At 65.0% G+C, this 22,341-nt stretch carries 20 protein-coding genes; 5 read left to right on the forward strand and 15 right to left on the reverse strand.

Annotated elements, in window-relative coordinates:
• Positions 1 to 32: 32 nt before the first annotated feature.
• The 4 genes from K2Y42_RS01515 to K2Y42_RS01530 all read left to right on the forward strand — a co-directional run bounded on the left by K2Y42_RS01515 (position 33) and on the right by K2Y42_RS01530 (position 4,953).
• On the forward strand, positions 33 to 1,805 hold the full coding sequence (locus K2Y42_RS01515) for a PQQ-dependent methanol/ethanol family dehydrogenase (protein WP_291147691.1): 1,773 nt from the start codon (positions 33 to 35) through the stop codon (positions 1,803 to 1,805).
• 143 nt (positions 1,806 to 1,948) lie between these two features.
• On the forward strand, positions 1,949 to 2,773 hold the full coding sequence (locus K2Y42_RS01520) for a DUF1194 domain-containing protein (RefSeq protein WP_291147693.1): 825 nt from the start codon (positions 1,949 to 1,951) through the stop codon (positions 2,771 to 2,773).
• Between the two features lie 173 nt (positions 2,774 to 2,946).
• The gene (locus K2Y42_RS01525; RefSeq protein ID WP_291147695.1) at positions 2,947 to 3,420 is read left to right on the forward strand and encodes a DUF3617 family protein; all 474 of its coding nucleotides are present in this window, start codon (positions 2,947 to 2,949) and stop codon (positions 3,418 to 3,420) included.
• A gap of 81 nt (positions 3,421 to 3,501) precedes the next feature.
• Positions 3,502 to 4,953 (forward strand): ATP-binding protein, encoded by a 1,452-nt coding sequence (locus K2Y42_RS01530; RefSeq protein ID WP_291147697.1) that lies wholly within the window; start codon positions 3,502 to 3,504, stop codon positions 4,951 to 4,953.
• A 35-nt stretch (positions 4,954 to 4,988) separates the two neighbouring features.
• Here the strand turns inward: K2Y42_RS01530 and K2Y42_RS01535 are convergent, their stop codons facing one another.
• The 7 genes from K2Y42_RS01535 to K2Y42_RS01565 form a co-directional block, all read right to left on the reverse strand.
• The gene (locus K2Y42_RS01535) at positions 4,989 to 6,104 is read right to left on the reverse strand and encodes a WD40 repeat domain-containing protein (RefSeq protein ID WP_291147699.1); all 1,116 of its coding nucleotides are present in this window, start codon (positions 6,102 to 6,104) and stop codon (positions 4,989 to 4,991) included.
• A 27-nt stretch (positions 6,105 to 6,131) separates the two neighbouring features.
• Positions 6,132 to 7,103, reverse strand: a complete 972-nt coding sequence (locus tag K2Y42_RS01540; RefSeq protein WP_291147701.1) for a PQQ-dependent catabolism-associated beta-propeller protein — start codon at positions 7,101 to 7,103, stop codon at positions 6,132 to 6,134.
• Positions 7,104 to 7,125: 22 nt separating this feature from the next.
• A complete protein-coding gene (locus K2Y42_RS01545) occupies positions 7,126 to 8,394 on the reverse strand; it encodes an ABC transporter substrate-binding protein (RefSeq protein WP_291147703.1) in 1,269 nt (422 codons plus the stop codon).
• The gene (locus tag K2Y42_RS01550; protein WP_291147705.1) at positions 8,391 to 8,993 is read right to left on the reverse strand and encodes a cytochrome c; all 603 of its coding nucleotides are present in this window, start codon (positions 8,991 to 8,993) and stop codon (positions 8,391 to 8,393) included. The genes K2Y42_RS01545 and K2Y42_RS01550 overlap by 4 nt, the downstream gene beginning before the upstream one ends.
• 108 nt (positions 8,994 to 9,101) lie before the next feature.
• Entirely contained in the window at positions 9,102 to 10,922 is a 1,821-nt protein-coding gene (locus K2Y42_RS01555; RefSeq protein WP_291147706.1) for a quinoprotein dehydrogenase-associated putative ABC transporter substrate-binding protein, read from the reverse strand.
• 177 nt (positions 10,923 to 11,099) lie between these two features.
• Positions 11,100 to 12,980, reverse strand: a complete 1,881-nt coding sequence (locus K2Y42_RS01560; RefSeq protein WP_291147707.1) for a PQQ-dependent dehydrogenase, methanol/ethanol family — start codon at positions 12,978 to 12,980, stop codon at positions 11,100 to 11,102.
• A gap of 359 nt (positions 12,981 to 13,339) precedes the next feature.
• Complete coding sequence (locus K2Y42_RS01565; RefSeq protein ID WP_291147709.1) at positions 13,340 to 14,449, reverse strand: formylglycine-generating enzyme family protein; 1,110 nt, start codon at positions 14,447 to 14,449, stop codon at positions 13,340 to 13,342.
• An 88-nt stretch (positions 14,450 to 14,537) separates the two neighbouring features.
• On the opposite strand from K2Y42_RS01565, the gene K2Y42_RS01570 reads away from it, so the two are divergent.
• On the forward strand, positions 14,538 to 15,356 hold the full coding sequence (locus K2Y42_RS01570) for a quinoprotein dehydrogenase-associated SoxYZ-like carrier (protein WP_291147711.1): 819 nt from the start codon (positions 14,538 to 14,540) through the stop codon (positions 15,354 to 15,356).
• Positions 15,357 to 15,399: 43 nt separating this feature from the next.
• Here K2Y42_RS01570 and K2Y42_RS01575 read toward each other — a convergent pair whose 3' ends face one another.
• The 8 genes from K2Y42_RS01575 to K2Y42_RS01610 form a co-directional block, all read right to left on the reverse strand.
• Entirely contained in the window at positions 15,400 to 16,617 is a 1,218-nt protein-coding gene (locus tag K2Y42_RS01575; RefSeq protein WP_291147713.1) for a serine hydrolase domain-containing protein, read from the reverse strand.
• A gap of 339 nt (positions 16,618 to 16,956) precedes the next feature.
• The gene (locus K2Y42_RS01580; protein ID WP_291147715.1) at positions 16,957 to 17,274 is read right to left on the reverse strand and encodes a hypothetical protein; all 318 of its coding nucleotides are present in this window, start codon (positions 17,272 to 17,274) and stop codon (positions 16,957 to 16,959) included.
• Positions 17,275 to 17,309: 35 nt separating this feature from the next.
• A complete protein-coding gene (locus tag K2Y42_RS01585; RefSeq protein ID WP_291147716.1) occupies positions 17,310 to 18,296 on the reverse strand; it encodes a YncE family protein in 987 nt (328 codons plus the stop codon).
• Between the two features lie 5 nt (positions 18,297 to 18,301).
• On the reverse strand, positions 18,302 to 18,835 hold the full coding sequence (locus K2Y42_RS01590) for an SRPBCC family protein (protein WP_291147718.1): 534 nt from the start codon (positions 18,833 to 18,835) through the stop codon (positions 18,302 to 18,304).
• Positions 18,836 to 18,851: 16 nt separating this feature from the next.
• The gene (locus tag K2Y42_RS01595) at positions 18,852 to 19,814 is read right to left on the reverse strand and encodes a vWA domain-containing protein (RefSeq protein WP_291147719.1); all 963 of its coding nucleotides are present in this window, start codon (positions 19,812 to 19,814) and stop codon (positions 18,852 to 18,854) included.
• Positions 19,814 to 20,431 carry a hypothetical protein gene (locus K2Y42_RS01600; protein WP_291147721.1) on the reverse strand — a complete coding sequence of 206 codons (618 nt, stop codon included), beginning with the start codon at positions 20,429 to 20,431 and terminating at the stop codon, positions 19,814 to 19,816. The genes K2Y42_RS01595 and K2Y42_RS01600 overlap by 1 nt, the downstream gene beginning before the upstream one ends.
• Positions 20,428 to 21,429 carry a vWA domain-containing protein gene (locus K2Y42_RS01605; protein ID WP_291147722.1) on the reverse strand — a complete coding sequence of 334 codons (1,002 nt, stop codon included), beginning with the start codon at positions 21,427 to 21,429 and terminating at the stop codon, positions 20,428 to 20,430. Before K2Y42_RS01605 ends, K2Y42_RS01600 begins: the two co-directional genes overlap by 4 nt.
• Positions 21,426 to 22,340 carry a nonribosomal peptide synthetase MxaA gene (locus K2Y42_RS01610; protein ID WP_291147724.1) on the reverse strand — a complete coding sequence of 305 codons (915 nt, stop codon included), beginning with the start codon at positions 22,338 to 22,340 and terminating at the stop codon, positions 21,426 to 21,428. The genes K2Y42_RS01605 and K2Y42_RS01610 overlap by 4 nt, the downstream gene beginning before the upstream one ends.
• Between the last annotated feature and the right edge of the window lies 1 nt (position 22,341).

Raw genomic sequence — 22,341 nt, forward strand, 5'->3', positions numbered from 1 at the left:
AAGCGGGTAGGAAACGAACCAAGGGGATTCCCATGATGACCGCCAAATGGCTCGCATCTGCGAGTGCGCCGGCGCTTGCGCTCGCGCTGACACTTTCGACGCCGGCACGCGCCGACGTTTCGATCGAAGACATTCTGAAAGATGCCACCACGACCAATGACGTCGTGACCTCGGGTCTCGGCACGCAGGGTCAGCGCTACAGCCCCCTCAAGACCATCGACAAGGACAACGTCAGCCAGCTCGCGCCCGCCTGGGCCATGTCGCTCGGCGGCGAGAAGATGCGCGGCCAGCAGGCGCAGCCGCTCGTCAAGGACGGCGTGATGTACGTCACGGGGTCCTACAGCCGCCTCTGGGCCATCGACGTCAAGACAGGCCATGAAATCTGGCAGTACGATCATCGCCTGCCGGAAGGCATTCTGCCGTGCTGCGACGTCGTCAACCGCGGCGCAGCCCTGATCAACGACAAGGTCATCTTCGGCACGCTTGACGCCAAGCTGGTGGCCCTCGATCGGAAGACGGGCAAGGTCGTCTGGACCAAGGAAATCGACGATTTCAAGGGTGGCTACTCCTACACGGCTGCACCGCTGATCGTACCCTCGAAGGCGCACGGCCCGCTGGTCGTGACCGGCGTATCGGGCGGCGAGTTCGGCATCGTCGGCCGGGTCGAAGCGCGCAAGGCAGACAACGGCGATCTCGTCTGGTCGCGTCCGACCATCGAAGGCCACGTCGGGACGCTCGACGGCAAGCCGTCGACGATGACCGGTAAGAAGGGCGAGAGCTGGCCGGGCGATCTCTGGAAGACGGGCGGCGGCGCGACCTGGCTCGGCGGCACGTACGATCCCGAAACCAACCTGATCTTCGTCGGTGCGGGCAACCCTGCTCCGTGGAACAGCCACATGCGTCCTGGAGACAACAAGTGGTCGTGCTCGCGCATCGCGATCGACCCCGAGACGGGCGAGATCAAGTGGGGCTACCAGACGACGCCGAATGACGGCTGGGACTTCGACGGCGTGAACGAAGTCGTTTCGTTCGATCTCAACGGCACCAAGGCTGTCGCCACCGCCGACCGCAACGGCTTCTTCTATGTTCTCGGCCGCGAAGACGGCAAGTTCATCTCGGGAACGCCGTTCGTCGAGAAGATCACGTGGGCCAAGGAAATCGGCAAGGACGGCCGTCCGGTTTACAATCCGGACAACCGCCCCGGCAATCCGAAGGACTCGAAGGACGGCAAGAAGGGCGAGTCGGTCTTCGCCGTGCCGAGCTTCCTCGGCGGCAAGAACCAGCAGCCGATGGCCTACAGCCCGGATACCAAGCTCTTCTATGTTCCCGCCAACGAGTGGGGCATGGACATCCACAACGAGCCTGTGACCTACAAGAAGGGTGCCGCCTACCTCGGCGCTGGCTTCACCATCAAGCCGATCTTCGAAGATCACATCGGCGCGCTCAAGGCTGTCGATCCGGCCACCGGCAAGATCGTCTGGACCTACAAGAACCGCGCTCCGCTCTGGGGTGGCGTGCTGACGACGGGCTCCAACCTCGTGTTCTTCGGAACGCCCGAGGGTGATCTCAAGGCGCTCGACGCAACGGACGGCAAGGAGCTTTGGAGCTTCAACACCGGTTCGGGCATCGTGGCTCCTCCGATCACGTGGGAGCAGGACGGCGAGCAGTTCGTCTCGGTTCTCTCGGGCTGGGGTGGTGCTGTTCCGCTCTGGGGCGGTGAAGTCGCCAAGACGGTCGCAAACCTGAACCAGGGCGGCATGCTCTGGACGTTCAAGCTGCCGAAGAAGCTGGCTGCAGCTCAGTAAGCACGCGCGAAACAAAAAAGAGACGGGATTCCTCCCTCCTTGGCGGAGTAGACATAGGTCTACTCCGCCTTTTTGTTTGGCGGGTCTGGATCGGCGTCCCGCGCCGTGTCCCTTTTCACTGCGAGACGAGGAGCACATCAGAGATGCCGCTGACCGCCCTGCGCAACGCACTTGCCTGTGCGATCTCGGCCATGCTGGCGCTCGCGTATCCGGCAAGCTGCTCGCATGCGGGTGGCGGCGAGGAGGGCGCGCGGGTCGACACGGCGCTGGTGCTCGCCGTCGACGTTTCCGAATCGGTCGATGCGGAACGCTATCGCTTGCAGATGGAAGGCATCGCCCGGGCGCTCGAAGATCCGGCCGTGATCGACGCGATCACGAGCGGCCCCAGGGGCGGCATCACCCTCAGCCTGTTGGCGTGGTCGGACGACGCGGAGCTCGTCATGCCGTGGCAGACCATCCGCAACGTGGACGATGCGCGACGCGTCGCGGGCATTGTGCGGACGCTGCCGCAAAAAGGCGGCGAATACACCTGCGTGTCGCGGATGCTCTATCGCGTGCACGACAGTCTTCTGCCGCAGGCCGCGCTCAGCGCAGACCACACCGTGATCGACGTTTCCGGGGACGGCATCGACAATTGCGCGGTGCGCAAAGCCAGCGACACCGCCCGCGATGCCATCGTGGCTCAGGGTGCGACGATCAACGGCCTGCCGATCATCGTCCAGGGCGAGAACGATGTCGTCGGCGCGGGTACGTTCCGGCGTCCCGGTTTCGCCTTTGAAGACCTGGGCCTCGACCGGGACGCGACCACGCTGGATGCCTGGTACCGCGATCATATCATCGGCGGCGCCGGGGGCTTCCTGCATCTGGCTGACGGGTATGAGGATTTCGGTCGCGCGTTCCGGCACAAGTTCGTGACGGAGATCAGCGCGCGGGGCGCGCCCATGCCCCTCGTCCGCGCTGCAAAATAGACGGCGTCGCGGCCGGAAGATCGGCTCCGGGCCATCACGAATTGTGATACTTTATAACATTGTTCCAAATCCCGCGGCGCCCGTGTAAGCTTCCCGGCACAAAAAGTGAAAAAATACACTTCGAGGGCGGACACGTGAAAAGATCTTGTTTGCTTGCGGCGTTGGCGGCTGCGATGGCGGCCTTATCAGTCTTCCCGGCAGCAGCCGAGCCGGCCCGCATGCCGGAGCGCAAAGCCGGTCTGTGGCACATGACGACGACCATGGACGAGGGCAATGGCGCCGTGACGCAGGATCTCACGATGTGCGTCGATGCCCGCATGGAACGCCTGACCGTCTCGACCAGCGCGGAAGAGCACGGCAAGCAATGCGCGCGCTATGACATCGCGCGGCGGGGCGAGGCCACCGTCGTCGAGATGTCCTGCCAGTTCTCGGGGCGGCAGGTCGAGAGCAAGACGGAGATGAGCGGCGATTTCCAGTCGGCGTTTGCCGTCAAGATCGAAAGCACGACGTCGGGCGAGCAGGATGCGCAGTCTGTCAGCGTCAAACGCACCATCCAACAGACGGGAACGTATCTCGGCGCGGATTGCGGCGACCTTTCCGGCGGCGAAGCAAAGGGGCCGGACGGAACCCGGGTCATGGTGCAATGACGCCGGGGCCGATGAAACCGGCTGGCGGTCGCAGTCCTGTTCTCGGTGAGCTCCGGGAGCAACAAACAAGGATAGCGTAGCTTGGCCCTTCCTCAAGCGCCCAGCGCTTCGGCCCGCAGCGATGAGACGACCGCCTTCGCCTCGCTCGGCCGATGGTGGAACAGGTTTCCGTTCCGGTGGCAGATCCTCATCGCCATCTCGATCCTCGCTCTGATCACCAGCATGCTCGGCAGCGTGTTTGCCGTACTCGACGCCAAGCGGCGCGCGGACATGGAAACGCGCACGAACATCGATCTCTGGGCCAATCATATCGCCGCGAAGGTGCGGGCTCTGGACCGGCCGGACCAGCTCCGCGAGTTTGCCGCGCAGCTCGAATCCGAAATGGCCAACGTGCGCCACGTCTCGGTCGGCGTGCAGGACAGCCACGGCAATCCGGTCGACGTTCATTCCACGAAAAAGGCCGGGCCGCCGGAGGATCGCGCGCCCGAATGGTTTACCGCGCTCGTGCAGCCCAACGCCGCCTTCCAGACGGTCAACATTACGTCCCGCGGCGAGCCGATCGGCACGGTCACGATCCACGGCGTGCCGGACGACGAGATCGCGGAAACCTGGGACTTCCTGGAGCTGATGGGGTCGCTCTGGCTCGGCGCGATCGCGCTGATGATGGTGGGCCTCTACTTCATTCTCGGCCTCGTGCTCAATCCGCTCGCGATCCTTGGCGACGGCATGAAGGAGCTGGAGGACGGCGACTACACGTTCCGCCTCGACATCTCGCAAGTCCGGGAACTCGAGTCGATCTCGTCGGCTTTCAATACGCTGGCGGCTGCCCTCGACACGGCGAACACGGAAAACGGGCGTCTCTACCGCCAGCTCATCGCCGTGCAGGAGGAAGAGCGGCGCGAGATCTCCCGCGATCTGCACGACGAATTCGGACCCTGCCTGTTCGGCATCATGGCGGCGACGACCGCCGTCGCCCATCACGCCAAGCAGCTTCCCGAGGCGAAGGCGGCGCCGATCCTCGCCTGCGTCGACGAGATCGTGCAGGTCTCCTCGCATCTCAAGAGCATGAACCGGGCGCTGCTCAACCGGCTGCGGCCCATCGCGCTTGGCCGCCATACCATCGAGCAGCTCATTGCCGAACTGATCGACACGTTCAAGCGGCGGCACGCGGGCATCACGTTCGATCTCGACACCGCCGCCCTCCCCGCTACGTTCGGCGAAATCATCGACCTGACGGTCTATCGTTGCGTGCAGGAAGGCGTGACGAACGCGATCCGGCACGGGCGGCCGGGCCGCATTGAAGTCGAGCTTGCGCTGGCGGAGGACGGCTCCGCGCGAACCGTAACCCTCAACGTTCGCGACAATGGTACCGGGATTGCGGCCCACGCGCCGTTCGGCTACGGGCTGAGCAGCATGCGGGAGCGAGTCGGCGCGCTGGATGGCACGGTACGGGTCGGCGCTTCGTCGCCGCGCGGAACCTGCCTCACGGTCATCATCCCCTTAGCAGACGACGCGCCGAGAGTGGGCGTCTAGCACTCCGTTCCGCCCGGAATGCAATTTCCGCAGCGTTACGGCGCGGGCGGACCTGCCGGCCAGACCTTTGCCGTCCCGTCGAGCGATGCTGTGAGGATGAAGCGCCCGTCGGGGCTGAACTCTGCCATCTCGACAGATTTTTCGTGCCCCTCAAGGGTGGCGATCAGCTTTCCCGTCTGCGCATCCCAGAGCGCCGCGCGGTTGTCGTGCGCGGCGGTCACGACCTTTGTACCATCGTGATCGAACTCGACGCTGCTGATCAGGCGGCGATGCGCGCCCGACATCTCAGCCAGCACCTGTCCCGTCGCGGCATCGAACACGCGGGCGATTTTGTCGGCGGCACCGGTCACGATGCGCTTGCCGTCCGGGCTGAAGGCGGCGCATCGGACGCCGCGCGTATGCCCCGCGAGGGTTGCAACCAGTGCGCCCGACGTGGTCTCCCAGACCTTGGCCGTCTTGTCGCTCGACACCGTGACGATGCGGGTTCCGTCCGGACTGAAGCGCGCCATGGCGATCATGCTCTCATGTCCGTCGAGTGTGAGGCGGACATTGCCCGTCTCCGTGTCGAACAGGCGCGCCTTCTCGTCGCTCGATGACGTCAGCACCGATTTTCCGTCCGGACTGAACGTGGCTCCCGTCACCCACTCCCCGTGCGCCGCCAGCGTTGCGAGCTTGCCGCCTTTCGTGTCCCAGACGATGGCCGTCTTGTCGTGCGATGCGGTCACGACGCGGTCGCCGGCCTCATTGAAGGCGATCTGCTCGATCATGGCGGCGTGGCCGACGAGATCGGCGATACGCGCGCCCGTGTGCGCATCCCAGACCGCCGCGGCGCCGTCGCGGCTGGCGGTGGCCAGCAGCTTGCCATCCGGGCTGAACGCCACGCAGCGCACGCCTTCGGTGAACCCGGTGAGCGACAGCTGCTCTTTCCCGGTTTTTGCATCCCACAGGCGCACCGTGCGATCGTTCGCGGCGGTCACGATGCGGGAGCCGTCCGGGCTGAAATGCGCAACAGTCAGGTCAGCGGTGTGCCCGCGCAAGGTGAGCGATGCGGACCCAGGATCCGCGTGCGCCTTCGCGGCCGAGTGAACGATGGACGCCAGGATCAGGAGGCATCCCAGCCATAAGTTCACCGGCCGGATCGGAAGTGTCATGGCGCCCTCCGCGGAGTTGGATGACCATCACGGCTTGACGAGGACGCCCCACGGCAGGCGGCCGACGGGAACCGACTTCTCGGCCTTGCGCGTCGCGACATCGACGATCGTCATGTCGTTGGTGAGGCCGTTGGCGACATAGAGCTTGGCGCCGTCGGGGCTCAGCGCCATGTGCCAGGGGCGCTGGCCGACTAGGATGTACTCTTTCGTCGTGTAGGTCGCGACGTCGACGACGGCGACCCGGTTGGCCGTACTGAGCGCTACGAATGCGGTCTTGCCGTCCTTCGTGAACCGGATGCCCATCGGCTGGATCAGCTCGCGCCGCACGCCCGGGATTTCGAAACCGAACTTCTTGACCACCTTGCGCGTCACGGGATCGATCACCGACACCGTGCCGCCGATCTCGGCCGAAACCCAGACGAGCTTTCCGTCGCGCTCGAACTCGGCGACGCGCGGGCGCGTATCGACGAGCACGTTCGCAGTCACCTTGAACGTTTCGTTGTCGATAAAATGCGCCATGCTCGTTTGCTCGGACGTGGCGACGGTGAACTTGTTGTCGGGCGAAACCGCCATGCCTTCCGGCTCGACGCCGACCGGGATCTCCGCCAGCACCTTGCCGCTGACGCGCTCCAGAACGGTCACATAGCCCTCGTCTTCGTTGGCGATGTAGACGCGCTCGCCCTTGGGGTCGATATCGAGCAGCTCGGGATCGGGGCCGGATTCGAGCGTGCGGACGACTTCCAGAGTTTCGGTGTCGATGACATCCAGGCGATTGTCGTCACCGACGCAGACCAGAAGCTCCTTGAAGTCCGGCGTCAGCGCCATCCCGCGCGGGCGCGCGCCGGTTGGGATGGTCTTGACGATCGCGAGCGTCTCGCTGTCAAGAACCGTGACCGTATTGTCCTTTTCGTTCGACACGAAAAGCGTCGCGGCCGATACGGGCTGCGCGCCGAAGTTTCCAATCGCAGCGATAACCGCGGCTGCGTAAATGCGCTTCATGAGCGGTTCCCTTTCGAGCGGACTATTGTTTCTGCATCCGGCACTTCGTCTCGGGCTCGTCGAAGCCCAGCGTGTCGGCGAGAGACGTCTGATGCAGGAAGCCTTCCTGCGGGGAGATCGAGACCAGGGTGCGCGGGCCCGACAGCAGGATGGGCTGGCGCATCTGATGATCCCAGGTGCGGAACGTCAGACCGATGCCCTTGAAGCCCGCGACCGCAAAATCCTTCGAGAGGATGTAGCGCTTGATGTCGGCGGGGGCGTTGATGGCCGTTCGCGTGACCGCCTCACCGACAACGCGCACGCCAAGCCATGACGTGTAGTCGCGCTCGGTCATCATGCGGCGGGCCTGCTTTTCGAACCGGTTCTGCAGCTGGGTTCCGCCGTACTGCTCAAAGGTGCGGTGCCACGCGACCGCCTGCAGCCCCTGCGAACCCACGACCGGGCGCGGCTCGTAGGTGCGAAACAGCAGATAGTCGCCGAACGCCTCGCCGACGTCGGACGCAAAAATGATGTCATAATCCGGCGCGCCCTGCGTGAGCATCGGCATCTGCGTCTGGATCTGCTGGTGGCCGGAATCCGTGCGCCGCGAACCGGCATCGAATTCATAGGAGCGCTCGTCCACGATCTTGGCGCCGTACTTCTGGGCCGAGCGCCGGATGGCGACCAGGTAGTCCTTGTCGCCCGGCGTCGTGCCATAGACGACCAGCCATCGGCGCCATCTCTTCCAGGACAGGTATTGCGCCAGCGCATCGGCGCGCATCGCCCAGTTCGGGATGATGTGAAAGACGTTCTGGCGGCAGTCCTGCTGCCTCAACTCATCGCGGCTCGACCGCACATTGAAGATGATGGCACCTTTCGCCTCGGGGAGATCGGCCATCGCCAGAAGGTCGGACGGTTCGAGGTCGGCAATGATCAGGCCCTGCTTCTTGGCGAGCTCGGCACGCGCCTTCGTGACGACGTCCTCATTGGCATCCGCGACCACCTCGGTGAGCTCGAAATGCTGCTCGATGAGCCGGCCGGTCATGTTGTTTTCTTTGATCGCGAGGCGTGCACCCTGCACCCCCTCGTCGGTCAGATCCTTGTCGAGCAGCGACAGCGGCAACGGCTCGGGATAGCGCTTGCCCACGTAAAGGATTTTGGTCACGAGGGCGCCTTCCGGCGCGTGGGTCGGAGCCTCGGGAATAGCCGCGGCGGGATACGCCGCGACCAGCCAGCCTAAAACGAGAGAGAAGACGGCCGCCGAGCCGAGCTTCGCGTGCGCACCCGAAATCGGCAGCCGTCGTTCCCTCATTGCCACACCTTCTTCTCAGCGCGCCCGCCCCAGACGGTGCGGATCCATGCGATGGCTTTCCAGAGCTTCGTCTCGTCGTCGATGAGCTCGCCAAAGGGCGGCATCGGGCCGACGACCGATTCCGTTCCCGTGCGCGTGGCGTTGTACTTTTTCTTGTACTCCTGGGTGCCCAGCGTGATCAGGCGAAAGAGCGTGTCGTCGTCGCCGCCGTACACCCACGTCTCGTTCGTGAGCGGCGGGCACATGCCGCCGCCACCGCCGCCGCCGTGGCAGCCGTTGCAGGAGAGCCCCATGTAGATCTTGTGGCCTTCGTCGGTGATGGCCTTGTCGGTCGAGCTGTAGGGGTTCTTGAGCGTTCCTTTTTCAGTCGAGTTGACGCGGTCGATCGGCTTCATCGGCGCGCCGCCGGCAGCCGGAGCTGCCGCCGCTTCGCCGGACGGTGCCGCTTCCGGAGCCGCAGCAGGATCGGCTTTCTTGTCGGCTGCTGCAGGTTCCGATTTCTCTGCCGGCGCGGGCGCGTCTGCGGCACCAGCGGCACCGACGAACGCTCCGACCGAGAGCGCTGCTGCAAGCAGCAGCCTTATGAATTGGCTTTTCACGTTTTAGTCCCCTGTTTCATTCACGAACTGCGCCTCCCAGTCAGTCCAGCGGCGGCGAGGCCTCCGCCCCTGTCTTCCCCGTATCTCCCTCAGCAGCCCATCGCATGCTCAGAGTTTGTCCTTGGCGCCTGCGCCGTCGCCCGGCTGCGATCGCTCCGAGATGGTGGCCTTGAACAGCTCGATGGACTTCACGGCATCCTCGTTGAGGTTGTCGCGCGCGATGTCGATCGCGGTCTTTCCGGCCTTCGATGTCGTTGTTGGGTCGGCGCCTGCCTCGAGCAGCAGGCCGATCATCGGGAGGTTGCCGCGCGCCGAGGCGATCATCAACGGCGTCACACCCTGAGCATTCACCGCGTTGACGTCGGCGCCGCGCTCGATCAGCGCCGTCGCGATGTCGGTCGAGCGCAGGCCCTGGCGACGTTCTATTTCCTTCGCCGCTTCGCCGACAGCGAGCTGACTTGCAGAGACCATCAACGGCGTGACGCGGTCGGTGCCGGCCACCGCGTTCACCGATGCGCCGAGTTCGATCAGCGACTTCGCGGCGAGAAATTTGTTGCTCTCGATGGCGAGCGACAGCGGGCCGAAGCCGCCGTCGACCGCCTTCTCGATATCCGCGCCCGCCGTGACGAGCGCCTTGATGGACGGCACGTGGTTGCGTTCGGCTGCGTGGATCAGCGCGGTGAAACCGTCATTGTCGCGACCGTTGACGTCGGCCTTGAGCTCGATCAGGAGCGGAATGATCTTGTCGTTGCGATTGCGCGCGGCGGCCTGGAGCGCGCCGTAACCCTGCGCATCGTGCTTGTTGATGTCGGCTCCCTTCTCGATCAGGAAGCGGATGCGCTCGGCGTCGGAGGCGAGCACCGCGTTCGCAAGCTCGCCCTGGACGTCGGCGCCTTCGGCCAGCCACGCCTCAAGGCGCTCGCGCGTCACGCGCTGATCGGGCGATGCTTCGACCTTCTGTCCCTGGCTGATCTCGAACGGTTTCGTGTAGGAGCCGTGTGCCGGCAAATCGCCGGGCACGACGCACTTGCTGCACTTGACGAGCGGCACGCCATAGTCGCGCAGGATCTTCTCGATCTCGGTGCGGCTCGCGTCGAGCGCGTAATCGAGGGCATATTTGAGCACGACATTGGTCGGGCGCACGCCGAGCGACAGATCGAATTCAAGCGGCACCTCGTCTTCCATGAGGTTCACCGGCAGCACGGCGACGGGCGCGCCCTTCATGGTGCGGAACCATCCCGCGAACGGGCCCCAGACGGCCGCGACGTCGAGACGGCCGTCGACCACCTGCTGCACCTGATACGTCGGCTGCTGCTCGGGCAGGAGATCGCCGTTGTGGCTTACGGTATGGATGACGACGTTCGTGCTGAGGCCGCGCCTCTTCAGAACCTCGCGGATCGCCGAGGTCTGGTACACGCCGATCTTGAGATCCTTGAGCTTCGGGTCGTCGAGACCCGAGATGTCGAGCCCGCGATCGTTCTTCCACACCAGCACATAGGTGGTGCGGTACACGGGATTGGTGGTGAGCACACCGCCGTAGACGGTCGGCATATCGACGAGCACGTCGCAGTCGTTGGTTTCGAAAGTCTGGCGCGTCATGCCGCGCTCGAGATAGGGACGCCAGAAATTGATGACCTGCGTGCCCATCGCCTTGGCGAGCACGGCCATGATCTTGTTCTGGAAGCCTTGGCCATCTGCCGACGAGAGCGGCATGTTGCCGGGATCGCCGCAGACGCGGAGCGCGGCAATTGACTTGGTCTCGAAGGCTTTCTTTCCGGCTGCGCGCGCTGCGGTTTTCTCGGCCGCTGTCAGCTCGTCGAATTCCTTGTTGGCGCGGAATCCCTGATCCGCCGCAAACGCACCCGAAAGGCTGAAGCCGAGTAAAGCTCCCGCGGCAAGAACAGACGCCAGAAGTCGAAACGGCCTCACGAGGACACACTCTCCAATCATGCAACGGCGTTATGTAACTGTATATTGTTGCGTTTCATTCGCGACAAGCAATCAACCCAGCGCTCATGATCAAGTTCCGTTGAACGCGTCCCGGTTGAGCAAGAAAAACGCCCAGCGCCATACGACGCTGGGCGTTCCGTTACTTCAGTAAATCGATCACTCGAAGACCCGGAACGTGAAGAGCGTTCCTGCCTGCGGGATCTTGTCGAGGTTGGCGGCCTTGGTCATGGCCGTCGCGCCGATCGCACCGAACTTGTCGTTGAGATCGAGGCCAGCCGTGACGGGAACGCCGATCCAGCCGCCGATGCCGGAGAGGATCGAGACATACTGCTTGCCCTTCACCTTGTAGGTCATCGGGTTGCCGATGATGCCGGAGGCGAGCTTGCGGCTCCAGAGCACCTTGCCCGACTTGCGGTCGACAGCGCGGAAGTCACCGCCGAGCGAGCCGTAGAACATCAGGCCGCCGTCGGTCACCATGGTGCCGCCCCAGTTCGGATACGGATCCGGGATCTCCCAATCCGCCGTGCCGCTGAGCACGTCGAACTTCTTGATCTTGCCGGTCGTGCCGGGCTTCTCCGGATACATGAACACGTTCGCGAACACGTAGACCGTGCCCTGCTGCGTGTGCGTGCGCTCCTGAGGCTCAAGCTCCATGCACCAGTTGTTGGTGGGGCAGTAGAACTTGGTCGGATCGGCAGGATCGACGGAGCACGGCTGCTGATCCTTGCCGCCCATGGCGGAGGGGCATGCCGAGACGTTGCGACCGCGCTCGAGCGGCGAGTGCTCGCGCACCTTCACGGGACGACCCGTCTTGAGGTCGACCTTCTCGGCCCAGTCCGTCGTCACGTACTTGTGGGCGCGCAGCAGCGTGCCGTCCGCACGATCGAGAACGTAGGCGAAGCCGTTGCGGTCGAAGTGCACGAGGGCCTTGTGGTCCTTGCCGTCAACCTTCATGTCGACGAGGATGTTCTCGTTGACGCCGTCGTAGTCCCACTGGTCGAAGGGCGTCATCTGGTAGGCCCAGACAGCTTCACCGGTTTCGACCTTGCGGGCGAAAATGGTCATCGACCACTTGTTGTCGAACTCGCCCGTGTTGCACTCTTCGTGCGTCTTCTTCGAGCAGCGATACGAGGGGCTCCAGAGACCCGGGTTGCCGGTCGAGTAGTAGACGAGCTTGAGCTCGGGATCGTAGCTGAACCACGCCCAGGCAGCGCCGCCGCCGATCTTGTAGTCCTCGCCGACGTGCGTCTTGATGCCGAGGTCCTGGCCGGCGGTGCCGTAGTGCGGGTTGGCCTTGTTGGTCTCGGGCGTCAGGCAGACGTCCTTGTCGGAGCCCGTGGAGTGGCACTCCCAGACCTTCTTGCCGTCGTTGAGATCATAAGCCGTGACGCGGCCGCGGGCTGCGAACTCGTCGCCGCCGAAGCCGAGGATGACGAGGTTGCCGGCGATCAGCGGAGCGCTGGTGCTGGTCTCGCCCTTTTCGGGCCAGGCGTGCTTGACGACCCAGGCCTCTTTGCCGGTTGCGGCATCGAGTGCGATCAGGAAGCCGTCGAGCGTGCCGTAGTAGAGCTTGCCGTTGGCGTAGGCCGGTCCCCGATTGACGGTGTCGCAGCAGGCGCGCGGCACGGCCGATTCATCACGGTCGGTGGTCTTGACGTAGTTCCAGATCTGCTTCGGATGGTCGGGGTCCGAGAGATCGAGACCCTGTGCGATGTTGCACTGGGCCATGTTCGGACAACCCGACACGAAGAACAGCATCGGCTTGCCGCCGACGTCTTCAATGAACAGCGGCTGGCCTTCATGGCCACGCAGGGCGCCGGTCGACTGCGACCAGACCATCTGCAGCTTGCTCACGTTGTCGGTGGTGATGTCCTTCAGCGGCGAATGGCGGGTCAATGAATTGTCGCGCCCGGGGGAACCCCATTGGTTGGGGTCAGCCGCGCGCTTGTCGACCTCGTCGTTTGCGAAGGCGGGGACGGCAAGTCCCAGCATCGCAAACATGAGGCCGCCCGCGAGCAGGCCCATTTTTTTCGTCATGTCAGGTCTCCTCTCCTATCTTCGAAGGTTTGAGGATTGAGGAGCCAGGCAAAGCACATCCGCCCGCCCGAGAGGTTCAGCAAGAAACCCCGGACGATCCGCTCACGCGAGTATGTGACTTTGGCAGGGCGATCTGGCTCTTTCAGCGAGCCTTATGTCCCGCAACCTACGCTGCAGGCGGACCGCGCTTCTGCTCCCTGGCGTTCAATTCACAAACGTCGGTGAGAGCGAGCGCGTGCAATTCATGCCGAATATGCCTGCGTGGACGCCCTACCCACAGCACGCACGGTAGGGATGTTATACCAGAACTTCGAGAGGGAAATGTCCCATCTCCGCGGGGGCATTTTCCCAATCACGGACTAGTGATCGATTGGCTCGAGCGTGCGCGCGACGCGGAAACCAACACTGAAGTTCCTGAAGTCAGGCACGTTGCGGGCGCGCATGCCTGAGCGCATGACCTTGGGCGAGTAGAAGACGGATCCGCCGCGCATGCTGCGCACACCACGCGACGGCGGTTGATCGTCAACAGGAGCGCAATCGTCGGCACTACGCGGCGCTCCGTTCCTGGGGCCAGACGCATAGTCTTCGCAGTAGAAGTCTGCCGTCCATTCCCAGACGTTTCCGTGGACATTGTGAAGTCCCCACGCGTTCGGTGCGAACGCATTGGCTGGCGCCGGCGCTTTTCCGTCCCATTCGCCACCGCACCCCTTGCACGCCGCGCGGGGCGCGCCATCGGCGGGAAGCGTATCGCCCCACCAGTAGGCCGTTGTCGTGCCGGCGCGCGCGGCAAACTCCCACTCGGCTTCGGACGGCAATCGATAGTCGTGGCCGGTCTTTGCGGTGAGCCACGCCGCATAGGCCATCGCGTCGTTGAAGCTCACGCCGACGATCGGCTGGCCCGGCGCCGTGAGGTTGTCTCCCAGATTGCGATAGTAGCGGCTCGATCCGGTCTCGATGTTGTGCTGCCCGCCTGGCTCGCGCCACTCCGCCGGTTTGCATCCGCCGTCGGCGACGCAGGCTTCGTACTCGGCAACGGTCGTTTCCAGTGCCGCGATGGCGAACGGCGCGATGGCGACCTCCACTTGGATCTCGTCCTCCATGTGGTCGCGTTCGCTTTCGGGTGTGCCGATCTTGAAGCCCTTCGGCGACGGCGGCAGGGCGACCAGCACCGGGCAGTCTTTTTCGCAATCCCGGAACGGATTGGCGCCGCCCGCAATCCGCGTCGTCTCCGTGTGTTGCCCCTTCAGCCCGGCGGGGAACGACAGAACGGCAAGGCCGAGCTCACGGGCGCGCGCGGCAACAGCGTCTTTGTCCTGCGGATTTGCTGTGAGGATCGCCTCGAGAGCCGCCGCGCTGGTTGCCGATGCGATCTCGGCCGCACCTCCCGCAGCGTGAGCCGGCGCGCTTGCGAACAGCACAGCGACGCCCGCGAAGCAACCGAATTGGGAACTTCTCCTGGCGCGGCTCATGCCATTGTCCTCTCGAAAAAGCGCGCGTACTCCTATGTTATACTGTTGCTGCAATCAAGCCGGGCCGTTCCGGCCGTGGAGGACAGACATGCCCCGTAGCCTCGTGCTCGCCATCGCATCGATCCTTTTCGCAACGCAAGGCTTGGTCGCGACCCAAAGCTCGGCGGCCGAGCCCGACCTCTGGCCCGGGCTCAAAGAGGAGATCTTCGGAGACCGCGTCATCGCCGAGAACGATGGGGTGATCGCGCTCTTTGCACCTGAAACCGCCGAGGACGCCGCGCTGGTGCCGATCAGCGTGCGCTTCCCGCCGAACACGTCGCGGACGATTACATCCATGACGCTGCTCGTGGATCGCAATCCGGCGCCTGTCGCGGCGACGTTCGAATTCGGAGACGCGTTTCGCAAGGGCGACGATATCGGAGAGCGCCAGCTCGCGACGCGCATCCGTCTCGACAGCTTCTCGCGCGTGCGCGCGATCGTCGAGACGACCGACGGCAAGCTGCACATGGCCACGCGCTTCGTGATGGGCGCGGGCGGCTGCTCTGCAACCTCGTCGAAGGACATGGAAGCAGCCCTCGCCGGGATCGGCCGGATCGACATCAAGACGCTGTCTGAGCCTGCGCGCGGCGACGCGTTCCGCGAAACCCAGGTGAAGATCAAGCATCCGAACTTCACCGGGTTGCAGATGGATCCCGTGTCGCGCGGCTTCGTCCCTGCCCGCTTCATCGACGATCTCGAAATCAAGAGCGCCGACGGCGTGCTGTTCAAGATGAAGGGCGGCATTTCGATTTCGGAGAACCCCAACCTGCGCTTCAGCTACGGCACGAGCACGAAGGGTCCGATCGAGGTGACGGCGCGCGATACGAACGGCGAGCAGTTCACCAGCAAGTCCGACAGCGGCTCGTGAGGGCTGCGCGTAAGCCGCTACTCGTAAGCGCTACTTTCAACCTCTACTGGCGCGCGAGCCTTAAGATGTCGCGCGCCAGAACGTCGATCCCCTCGCCCACATCCGTGTTGATCAACACCGAGACGGACATCCAGTCCGATGTCTCGGGATGCGCGGCGATGATGTTGTAGGATGTAAAGCCGGGCACGTGCCCCGAGTGGCTGTAGAGATCCACGCCGCCGGCGTGCTCGATGAACCATCCCATTCCGTAGTAGACGTCCGGCGTGACGCGCGCGCCGTCCGAGAACATGGCCCGCTTCAGATCGACGGATATCACGCGTCCGCCCATGAGAGCAGCGTTCCAGCGTGCAAGGTCGGCGATGGAGCTGGTGATGTCGGCGCTGCCCTTGAGCCAATCGGGCTGGTCGAAAACGGGCTCGCTTCTCGGAATTGCGACGGCGTTGATAGCTCCGGTCTGCGGCTCATCGACGAAGCCGGTTTCGGCAAGTCCGGCGGCCGGAAAAATGACATCCCGCAGATAGCGGCGGTGTGCCATCGGCGCAGTCGCGCCGGGACGGACCGCCTCCTCGATCACCTCGGCCAGCAGAAAGTAGCTCGTGTTCGAATACTCGAACGTGTTCGGCCAGCCAGAGGGAGTGAGCTTCTTGATTTCCGACAGCAGGTCGGGCGCGGCAATCCGGCCCCAGGGGTTCATCGACGCCGTGGGCGTGCGCGTGAAGTTCGGCAGGTTGGATGTCATCGTGAGCAGCGTGCGCAGGGTCACCGGCTGCTTGTCGAGATCGCTCGCGAGCCCCGGCCAATGCGCGACGCCCGAGAAGACGCGCGACAAGGGAAGCTCGAGCGTGACTGGCGTGCCGTCTCTCAGGGTCGCGCCACGGCCGACGAGATCCAGGACAGCGGCGGCCGTAAACTGCTTGGCGAGCGAGCCGATGCGATAGACGGTGTGGGGGCTCGCCGGAACGCCGGGCGCGGCTTCGCGATAGCCCTTGGCGGCGAGCACGCCCTTGTCGGTCGCGATGCCATACACCAGCGACGCTTTCGGCAGGTCCGCCGCCTGCCGGTCCAGCTCGGCGAGGAACCTCGCCACCAGCGCGTCCGTGCCTGCGGCTGCTTCCTGCGACCAGTCTGCCGCTCGTGACGGGGAATGGCCGGCAAGAGCGAGCGCGAATGCAATCGCGCACCCAATCCACAGGGGCCCGACCCACGGGAACCGCCCGCCAAATGGCGCGCTGCGTACACCCGGTTTGGGAACTTTGTTCATGCCGCCACGGCTCGGCCAAAGACGGCAAGACTAGAGCTTTTTTCGAGCCGATCAAATCCCGCAACCGAACATCCCGGGGGGCTACCGACACTCCAGCCGCCATACCCGGCGAGCGTCACACGCTTTGCAAAAAGGCTCAGCGAAAAAAAAGGGCCGGGCGTCGAGAAAACATAAGGAGGAGACCGCTCACTCGACGCCCGGCTCGCTGCAAGCCCTCGGACCATAGGGTATCACCCTGACGGCCCACCACGGGATTACATCCCGATATGGATTGCCAGGTTTCCCAATCCCGTAGCCGGTCCCAGTCCCGGGCGGGCGTCTTGAGCGCGCGCGAGACGCCTACATGTCGATCTTCGGCACGTTGTCCGGCAGCGTCCCGTCCGGCAGGCAGGGCCGGCCGGAGGCTTTGCAGCGGAACATGTTGCGGTCGTCCTTGCTGCATTCGAGCGCGCGGTCTTCCGAGTTGTCCCAGCTCTCGTAACCCCGGCCGAGCGCACCGGCCCGTGATGACCACCACTCCTGGGCGGCGACCATGGCCTTTTCCTGCGTCGCTTCCGACGACAGCCCGCTCTCGACGGGATCGCCGCAGTACTTTCCGGCGCTGGCATCCGCCGCCACGCCGACCATCAGAAGCACCGTCAGAATAGCCCGGGTCACGCTGCTCGCTTGCATCCTGGGATCCTTTTCGGGGGTTACGGTGAGGGACGCTCGGGGGTCTCATGCAGCACGGCAAGTCCGCGCGGACCGCCGGGCACCTTGATGCGGCGGATCTCTTTCAGGCTCGCAAGATCGACCACGGAAACGGTGTCGGAAAACCAGTTCGCGACGTAGCAGCGGGCGCCCCCCGCGACGATGACGATGCCTTCAGGGTAAGAGCCGACCTTGACGTGTGCGGGTGGCGCACCGGCCGCTCCCAATACGGCGATGGTGCCTGACTGCTGGTTCGTGACGAGGACGCGCGACCCGTCACCCACGACAGCCGCGCCATAGGGCATCGCGCCGCTTTGCATCACGTCGGCGACTTTGAACGTCGTCGTGTCGATCCGAGAGACCGTGCCGCCTTGGACATTCCCCACGTACAGGCTGCGGGCGTCGGGCGAGAGGGCGATCGCGAACGGCGCGTGGCCCACGGGAACCGTCGCCGCAGCCGTCAGATCGTCCGTGCGGATGACGCTGACGCTGTCGCTTTCGCGGTTGGCGACAAACAGCAGTTTCTCGTCGGGCGAGAGAAGGAGGTGCGCTGGCGCGCGCCCCACCTCAACCGTCTTTGCGGGCTCGTTGCCGTCTGCGTCCAGCACGGAGACATGCGAGCCGTTCCAGTCGGCGACGAACAGGCGTCCGTCGCGGGCGATGGCCACGCCGAACGGCGAGCCGCCGACCTTGAGCGTCCGCAAGACGCTCTTCTTGGCGAGATCGACGATCGACACCGCGCCGAGATCGGGATGCGTGACATAGGCACGGCTCCCGTCCGGCGCAATGGCCAGCGCCGCTGGCGCCTTGTCCAGGGCGATCGCACCGGACGTGGCCTCTGCGCCGTCCTCGATCTCGCTCAGCGTGGCGCCAGTCTGGCTGAGAACGTAGATGCGTTCCGCGGCTGCTGCGCTGGCGCCGCGGTCCATCAGACCCAGCGCCAGCACCATTGCAAAAACCGCCAGTGACCGGAGGCAGCGCATGCTCATCGGCGTCAGCTCTTGCCTTCGACCTTGGCCTTGAGCGACTCGAGGCCTGCGCGCATGAAGCCGGTCATGGCCTTCACGGCGCTTTCGTCGTTCAGGTTATCCGGCGGGAAGTTGCTGGTGTCGCCACGATAGAAGCGGCCGGTCCATGTTACCTCGCTCCCTTCGCCTGCCGGGGTGACGGCAATGGTGGCGGAGTAGAAGCTGACCGGCAGGGCCTCAAGGTTTTCCGTCGACAAGCGGTAGCCGTACGACATGTCCTTGTCGCTGTACTCGTCGAGACCTTCGACAAGGTTGCCGGTTTCCAGCGTGATCGTGCGCGTGGCGCCGCTGCCGTTGCCGCCGCTTGCTTCCGCTTTCTTGATGCCGGAGTTCCAGCTCACGTCGCCGAACTCCTTGAGGGCAGCCCACACCTTCGCGGGCGGTGCTGCGATCGTGATCTTCTCCTCGGCCTTCTGCGGCGTCGGCCCGTGGGCGAGAGCCGGTGCAGCGGCGCCGATCCAGAGAGCCAATGCTCCCATTACGTGTGCGAACTTCGACATTCGTGACCTCACTTTTCTAGAGTTTCGATGGAGTGCCGCGCAGGAAGGCCGGCGCGGCGTAAAGAGCAACCAGCAACGCGAGCGCGAGTGCCGCGGGCACCGGGCGCACGTCGACTGCGACCTCAACCGGTCGGGAGCGCGCGTTGCCGGCGATGGTTTCGAGAAGGTTCGGATTGTCGATGAGATCGACGTGGGCCAGGCCCGTTTTCGCCCCGATGGCAGCGAGGTGTTCGCTTCTCACGGACGAGAGATGCTCGTCGCCCTGCGGTGCATCCGATCCGAACGGCGCCCACTTCGGGTGGTAGCCGGGGCGGAGATGTGCGTCAGGCGGCGGGGGGCCGGAATGATTTTCCTGCGGCACGTCCATGGGGCCGTAGCTGCCGATCTCGTTGCCGTCGTCGTCGTACTTGGGCATCGGCACCTTGTCCTTGCCGCCCACGCCGATCACGACGCCCTTGACCTTGCCGAGCGTGCCTTCGAACTCCGGCAACGGCACGCCGCGCGGTTCGGGTGGGGCCTCGTGGCCGTCCGTCAGGAACAGAAGGTCGGCCTTCAGATCCTCGGCGATCGTCATGGCGTGGTAGACGCCCTTGGTGACCATGCTGTCGCCTTCCCACGCCATGCGCCAATCGAGGTTTTGGATGGCGGTTTCGATCGGGGCGAAGTTGTCGCAAACCTCGACCGGATTGAAGAGCAGGAAGCTGCGGCGCTCGGTGAAGATGCCGAGCCCCAGGCGCGACTGACACGGCAGTTGGGCGAGCAGGCGCTCAAGCGCCGCCTTCGATGCGTCGAGCCTGCTTTCGGGCTGGCCGGCGTCCGTCATGTCGCGCGTGTTCATGCTGCCCGTCACGTCGACGATGGCGACGAGGTCGTAGACATTGCGCGTGAGCGTGACGCGCGGCAGCGCCATCGCGAGGCACGTGAGCAGCAGCGCCGCGAGGAGCGCCCAGAACCGGGCATCGTCCAACGGAAGCCGCATCAGGGAAGTCCCTTCGGCACGCCGGGAAGATCGGTCCAAAGGCGCTTTGGCGCGTCGGGCGGAATGTCTTCGCCTTCCTGGTCGTAGCCTGGGAAATCGCGGACGATGCGCATGGCGACGTCAAAGTTGTATTTGATATCCCACGCTTCCGGATCCAGGCGCAGCGCCAGGCGGTATTCGTCCTTCGCGAGCCGGGTCATCGGAATGGCCTTGTCCTGATCGCCGCGCTCGACGAAGGCGATGGCCGAGCGGATGCGCGCGTTGGCGTGGTTGGCCAGCAGGCGCGCGCGCAGCTTCGGATCGTCCATGGACGAAGACGCATCGAGCAGGGCCTGCGCTTCCTCGCGCCGGTCGCGCGCAATCAGGAATTCCGAGCGGGCGAACAGAACCTCGTCGGACGCCTTGCGCAGATCGACCGGAATGTCCTCGCCCGCCTTGAGGGCCGCGATGGTTGCGTTGTCGCGGCGAACCTCGAGAATTTGCCAAGTGAGCGCCGCGAGCGCGGCGACCGACGCCGCCAGCGCCACGACGAGCGCCGGCAAGCGCACCTTGCGCCAGGCCGCCACGAGCGCCGCTCGGGCTTGCGCTATGAACGCGGATTGCGAACGTTCCATCATGCTCCCTCCGCGACCGGCACGAGGCGGACCTCGGCCAACTTCGCCGCGAGCAGCACGATCAGCGCCGCGATGGCGACGGCAAAGGCGTGCGCCTTCATGTCCTCGAGCGGGATGCGCTCGAAATAGGTGATGGGGCTGCGCTCAAGCTTGCCGATCTCGGCGATGGCGCCGCTGACGGCTTCCGGATTCTCCGCTTCGAACGCGCGGTAGCTGATGTTGAGCGACTTGAAGAACTTGTCGAGATGGCGCTCCGGCATGGCTTGCGGCGTGTCGTCCTCGCCGGGGGCGGGAACGGTGGAGATGCCGGGCGTGCCGGCGGTGCGCAGAAACAGCCAATAGAGATTGATCGGGCGGCGGGCGAAGGCCGCGCGCAGCGTCTCCTGCACCTTGCGGTCGATGACGGCCGCGCCGTCCGACACCAGCACGATGACGCGAGACGCGGGCGACGTGTCCGCCTCCTGCATGTCGAGCGACAAGGCCAGACCGCGCCCGACGTTGGTGAAGGCAAGGCCCGGGCGGTCGATGGCGTCGATGGCGGCCATGGCGGCTGCCTTGTGCTCCGTCATCGGCAGGACGTGCATCGGCGATGTCGAGAAGGCGGCGACGCCGACGAGGTCATGATCGCGGTGGGCGATGAAGTCTTTCAGCAGACGCCGCGCGGCGGCCGATTTGCTTTCTTCTCCCCCCTCGGGCGCGCGCCCGGCGAACGTGTTGTCCATGCTCGACGAGCGGTCAATCAGGAGCACGATGTGCGCGCCCTCGCCTGTCTTCTCGATAGTGCGGCCCAGGCGGTGGAGGCCGGCGATGCCGAGGATGAGCGCCGTGATGGCGACCGCACCGGCAATGCGCAGCGTCCAGTCGATGGCGACCGAAAGCGGATCGGATTCGATGCCGTCGAGCGATGACGCGCTCTGCGGGCGCTGCGCGGACCGGAAGAGCGGAAGCAGCGCGAGAGGCAGCAGCAGAAGCAGGGCCGGGCTGGAGACCGCGAGGTTCATCGGCTGGCGCGCTCCTGTCGTGCCAGATTGGCCGCAAGCTCCTTGAGCTCGACCGCTCCGAACGTGTCAGGATTGCTTCTCCGCCCTTCGCCGAAAAAGACCGCGTGGGAGGCTCGGAAAAAACGGTCGACTGCCATGCGCGCGTCGCCATGCTCGGGATGCGTGCCCAGAAACGCATCGACGTCGGCGGCCATAAGCCGGCGGCCGGCGGCCGCATCGAAGGCGCGATGCAGGGCGAGAAGCGCGGCGCGATAGCCCTCGGAACCGCCTTGCGCCAGGGCGCGGCCGATCTCGCGTGTGGCGCGGGAAAAGGGCCGCGCGGGGCGGCGGTGGAACGGCCACCAGGCTAGCTCGCGCGCCAACAGCGCGAGCAGCCCCAGAGAGAGCGCCGCCATGATCAGCGCAAACGTGCGCGTAGCTCCAGAGCGCCGCAGGCCGTTGGGGTAATCCGGCCGCAGAAATGTCTCGGCCGTCTCGCCGCTCTTTTCGGGGAAGATCTCGCGCAGGGGCGACATGAGAAACGTGAACGCCGGAATGGTGGCCGTCGCGGCTCCGCCCGCGCCGCGCACCGCGATCTCGGCCGCCGGGATCGTCTGCTTGCGCGGGTCGATCGGCGCATAGAACATCTGATAGGTGAGCTTCAGGATGTGGACGCGCGCGTCGCCCCGGCGCACGGCGTGCTGCTCGATGCCGCGCAGCTCCAGCCAGTAGTTCGACGGGCCCACGCGCGGCAGCGAAGCCGGGACGATCTCATCCTCCAGGCCGGTTTCGATCTCGACCGTGCGTTGCAGCGTGTCGCCCAGGAAGTAGCCGAATGGGCGCGGTTCGATCATGCGCACGGAGCGCACCTCGGCCGCTGCGTGCTGGGCGAACGCGCCGAGAATGAGAGCCGCGAGAAGCGCGCGCACCATC

The sequence above is a fragment of the Hyphomicrobium sp. genome (genome assembly GCF_019744875.1).
In the GTDB taxonomy this organism is placed as follows: domain Bacteria; phylum Pseudomonadota; class Alphaproteobacteria; order Rhizobiales; family Hyphomicrobiaceae; genus Hyphomicrobium_C.